The sequence below is a fragment of the Acidiplasma cupricumulans genome, assembly GCF_001402935.1.
GTDB classification, from domain to species: Archaea; Thermoplasmatota; Thermoplasmata; order Thermoplasmatales; family Thermoplasmataceae; genus Acidiplasma; species Acidiplasma aeolicum.
The window spans coordinates 1-4557 of sequence record NZ_LKBH01000044.1; the positions used below are offsets into that span (position 1 = coordinate 1).

Annotated in this window: 4 protein-coding genes; 3 read left to right on the forward strand and 1 reads right to left on the reverse strand. The window is 33.3% G+C overall.

Features of this window, described 5'->3' with window-relative positions; all coding sequences use genetic code 11:
- Positions 1 to 32 precede the first annotated feature (32 nt).
- Genes AOG55_RS01665 through AOG55_RS01675 form a run of 3 tightly spaced genes read left to right on the forward strand, consistent with a single transcriptional unit; the run spans position 33 to position 3270 of the window.
- On the forward strand, positions 33 to 944 hold the full coding sequence (locus AOG55_RS01665) for an SDR family NAD(P)-dependent oxidoreductase (RefSeq protein ID WP_048101195.1): 912 nt from the start codon (positions 33 to 35) through the stop codon (positions 942 to 944).
- 4 nt (positions 945 to 948) lie between these two features.
- A complete protein-coding gene (locus AOG55_RS01670; RefSeq protein WP_048101196.1) occupies positions 949 to 1665 on the forward strand; it encodes a Phenylacetic acid catabolic protein in 717 nt (238 codons plus the stop codon).
- Between the two features lie 21 nt (positions 1666 to 1686).
- Entirely contained in the window at positions 1687 to 3270 is a 1584-nt protein-coding gene (locus tag AOG55_RS01675) for a class I adenylate-forming enzyme family protein (protein ID WP_055032343.1), read from the forward strand.
- 104 nt (positions 3271 to 3374) lie between these two features.
- Here AOG55_RS01675 and AOG55_RS01680 read toward each other — a convergent pair whose 3' ends face one another.
- Complete coding sequence (locus AOG55_RS01680) at positions 3375 to 4478, reverse strand: cupin domain-containing protein (protein WP_048101198.1); 1104 nt, start codon at positions 4476 to 4478, stop codon at positions 3375 to 3377.
- Positions 4479 to 4557 lie beyond the last annotated feature (79 nt).

Sequence of the window (4557 nt, forward strand, 5' to 3'; positions counted from 1 at the left end):
AATATAATTTTAATATATATTTTTGGAAGTAAATGGAAAATGGTGATTTTTTTCCAAGGACTGCATTGATTACTGGTGCTGCTCGTGGTATAGGACTGGCTATTGCAAGAGAGCTTGATGGATATATAGATTACCTGATACTGGATGATGCCGGGTTATCTGTTACTGGGGAGACAGAGGATGCCGATTTAATATACAAAGAAATTAAAAAATATAAATGGAAGTCACAAATAATACCAACAAATATATTATTAAATAGCTTTGAACAGGCTAAAAAAATTTATGATTTGGGAATGGAAAATACAAAAGGGATTGACGTTTTAATTAATAACGCAGCCATATTAAATGACAAAATGGTTTTTAATATGACACCAGAGCAATGGGGTAAGGTTCTTGACTGTAATTTAAATGGTCATTTTTTTCTAACAAGTATGATAACAAAAGATTTTCGCAAAAATCTCTACGGACGAATTATAAATATAATATCTAGTTCCGGTCTCATTGGCGATTATGGTCAATCAAACTATGCAGCATCCAAAGGTGCGTTGTTTTCTTTAACCCGTGTTTGGGCACTTGAGCTTGCCAAATATGGAGTGACTGTAAATGCCATTGCCCCATTTGCACATACCCGAGTAACTGATATAATTCCAGATAATAAGCCATGGCTAGTTGATTATTTAAGAAAGGCCAAAACTGCAAACCCAGCAAGCGTTGGAAAACTATGTAAATTTTTGATAAGTCCAGATAGCAGGTATATAACAGGGCAATTATTTGGCATACGTGATGATGAATTTTATATATTTAGCCAGCCCCGTATAATTGATACTGTCAAGGGCGAGGTAACTCAGGATTTATTTAATTCAGCAATCAAAAAATGGGAAGATTTTGGCTGGCTTTACCCGCTTGAGAGTGATATTATGTATATGTCTAAAATAGATAGGTGAGTGTATGGATAGATTTAATAAGAAGATTTTAAATGCAGAGGAATTTAAGAAAATGGATGAGGAATATCAGAATGCTGTAAAGAAGGTTATAGTAAGCCACGTTGCAAATGAGCTTAAGGGTGCACTAGTATTTGATGAACCAGCAATCAGATTAGCACCAACACCACGTTATAAATGGCTTGTAAGCCGTAATACAATGCAGGAATTTGGACACCATATACTCTTTTTAAGACTCGCGCAGGATATAAATGCAGCATGGGATGAGAACAAAACTTTAACTTTATTTGATTACAAAATGAAAGAATGGGTAGAATTTGGAGTTATAAAAGCTTTTGGTGACGTGGCAGAATTAGTTGAACTAGATGATTTAATTGACAGCAGTTATGTACCCTTAGCAAATGTAGCCAAGGAAACATATCCTGAGGAAAAGTTTCACGTAGGACTTGGCAAGGAAATTTTAACTGATCTCATTGGAGAGGATAAAAATAATAAGGAGATTATCAACAAAAAACTTGAGGAAATATTTCCACTTACATTACAGTTTTTTGGCCGTGCAAAATCAAAGAACAATGAGTTATTTGTAAAATGGGGGATCAAAAAAAGATCAAATACAGATATGAGGCGCGATTATATAAATCGGGTTACAAGCATAGCCGAGTCATTAAAATTAGAACTACCACCAATACCAAAAGAATACAGGGATGAACTGGAAATTATGTAAAGTTTAATGTGGTGTAATATAATGCAAAATCAAAGTTTTCTATTATATGATATATTCTCTAATAATGTTCTTAAAAATCCCAACAAGATAGCTATTATTTTTAATAACATAAAAATTACATACAATGAGGTAAAAAGGAGGGCTGACAAATTAGCAAATTGGTTTACATTAAATGGATATAGAAAGGGGGATATAACAGTAGTACACCTTCCAAACAGTCCAGACTTTCTTATAGCACACCTTGCAATATCCAAATTAGGAGGTATAATATCCACCATGCACATGCCCTATGCAAGGGCTGATATAAAGAATGCCCTTGAAGAGATTAAACCTGCATTTATCATTACTGAATCAAGGTATAAGAATACTGACCTTATTAAATTATTTGAAGAGCTTTCAAATGAAATTGGAATATCACCTAGACTTATTTTCCGTTCAGAAGAGGATATCCCGAGCCATACCACTCTTGAAAGAATATATAAAGATTCCAATATAACTAATGATGCACCACAACAAAATGAATTATATGATTATGATAGCATGGGATTATTTTTTACATCCGGTACCGATGGACATCCTAAGGCCTGCCTGCATACATATGACACCCTCATAAAAAATGCCGTACAGGTTGTAAATGATTCAGGATTAAACAGCAATTCCGTAATGCTTTCCGGCAGCCCATTCACCCATTTGTTTGGTATTTTATCCTTGCATAGCAGCATAATTGCAGGCTGCACCCAGATAATGGAACCGTATTTTAATCCTGAAAAGTTCTTAGATTTAATTTCAAAATGCGGGGTCACACATTTATATTTAGTTCCCACAGAGATCGTGGATCTATTAAACGTTATTAAAAAAACTAATAGAATACCAAATACTGTAGAAGAGGTAAGAACTGGTGGTATGTTTGTAACAGAAAATATAGTTTATGAAACACAAAAATATATTGGAAACATAATACCCCATTGGGGAATGACAGAATTGGGAGCAGGCATATATAATTTAAGAACCTATCCAGCAATAATAAAAAGCCAGACTATAGGAAAACCTATTCCAGATACAGATGCAATAATATTAAATAGCGATGGTAAGGTTGCAGCAGTTAATGAAATCGGAGAAATATTATATAGAGGATATAATTTATTTAAATACTATTATCACAATGAGATAAAAACAAAAGAATCCTATATAGAAATTAATGGAAATAAATGGTTCAAAACTGGAGATAGTGGATATAAAGATGAGAACGGATATATACATTTTGCCGGCCGAAATAAGGAAATAATAGATCGCGGTGGTATGAAAATAAATGCCATAGAACTTGAAAACATTTTGTCATCATATGAAAAAATAATAGAATGTGCTGTGGTCCCGTTAAAACACGAAAGGCTTGGAGAAATTGCCTGCCTTGTATGCACGGCCAGTGATGCTAATATGACTCTTGAAGAAATTAGAAAATTCTTAGAGGTTAAAGGCGTATCCAAATATAAATGGCCAGAAAAATTATTGATAATAGAGGAAATGCCTAAAACACCAACAGGCAAAATTTCCAAAGGGGCTTTAAGAGAATTGGCAGCCAACTATAAAGAACTTGAGAATAAATGAAAAAATATCCTATAAATAATTTTAATTAACCTATAATATAAAATATTAAGTTTATTTTTAAAAGTTTTTTAAGTTTTTTATCAGGGGAAAATTAAAATTAAAATCTATTCATTAATTTCTGATCTAAACAGACCAAATGACTTGAAAATTGGTTCATCTGAATATGAGAATAAAATGCAATCTTTATCATTGTTATTTACTATTTCATACGCCTCCCATGGGGGTACTATTGCTATGTCATTTTCCTTAAGATTGTATTCTATATTGTCTAGTTTTAAAGTACATTCACCCTCAACAGGCATGAATATTATATGTTCTGTTTTTCGAATTTTCTTAGTTTTACTTTTAGGGCTTATGAGTCTTATTTTGGATGCCATTGTTTGAAATATGTCCTTTCCATTGTTAGGATTAATGTACCTCATAACATACCCCTCAGCTGGCATTTCATTTGAATTTTCTTTGATCCTAAATAAAGTTTCCCTTGCCCTGCTGTACGGATAAATATATAGGGGATCATATGAATCCTCTCTTTCAAATTCCGGTAACATTCCATTACCATACTTCAACACATTTTCCTTTTCAGTTTCTGTAATTTCCTGGAGTGATCTTTTATATTTTTTAAAATAATCCTCAAAAAATATTGCACCTAGATACCACACAAGCGGTGCATCCAGACCATCAAGCCATATAACATCTCCATTGCCTTCATTTCTGTGATCATGCCATGCATAACTGGGGGTTAGTACAAGATCACCACGGTGCATGATAAGTCTTTTGCCGTTAACCACTGTATACGCACCATCCTCTGGAGCCTCTAAAATAAATCTAAATGCGTTGGGAGAGTGATGATGGCTTGGTGCAACCTCTCCTTTTTTAACCAGCTGTATTGCTGCAAATATTGTTGGTGATATGGCAATTGCGCCTAAATATGGAAACTTTTTAAGGCTTGGATTAACAAGCTGGACCTGCCTTCTCTCTGCCTCATCTGTAGATAAAATATCACCCAGCTTGTATAGCAATTTTTTCATATTAGTGTATTCCCATTTAAATGGTTCTGTTATTGGGGTTGGAACGTCTGTAAATACTGGCTTATCAACCAGACCAAAATTCTGTGCATATTTTGGGTGAAACGTTATTAAAAACGTTGTTAAATTATTATCCAAAAGTTCATGAAATAGCTTTTTTCTTTTATCAACTTCTGACTCCATGATAATTATTAATACATAATTTTATTTAATTTTATCTATGATTTATTTATAGCTTTTATATGATGTTTTCACAATTTCT

Excerpts from the sequence above, each read along its gene's own strand:
- AOG55_RS01665 (WP_048101195.1), top strand. The coding sequence starts at position 33 with ATGGAAAATGGTGATTTTTTTCCAAGGACTGCATTGATTACTGGTGCT.
- AOG55_RS01670 (WP_048101196.1), top strand. The coding sequence starts at position 949 with ATGGATAGATTTAATAAGAAGATTTTAAATGCAGAGGAATTTAAGAAA.
- AOG55_RS01675 (WP_055032343.1), top strand. The coding sequence starts at position 1,687 with ATGCAAAATCAAAGTTTTCTATTATATGATATATTCTCTAATAATGTT.
- AOG55_RS01680 (WP_048101198.1), bottom strand. The coding sequence starts at position 4,478 with ATGGAGTCAGAAGTTGATAAAAGAAAAAAGCTATTTCATGAACTTTTG.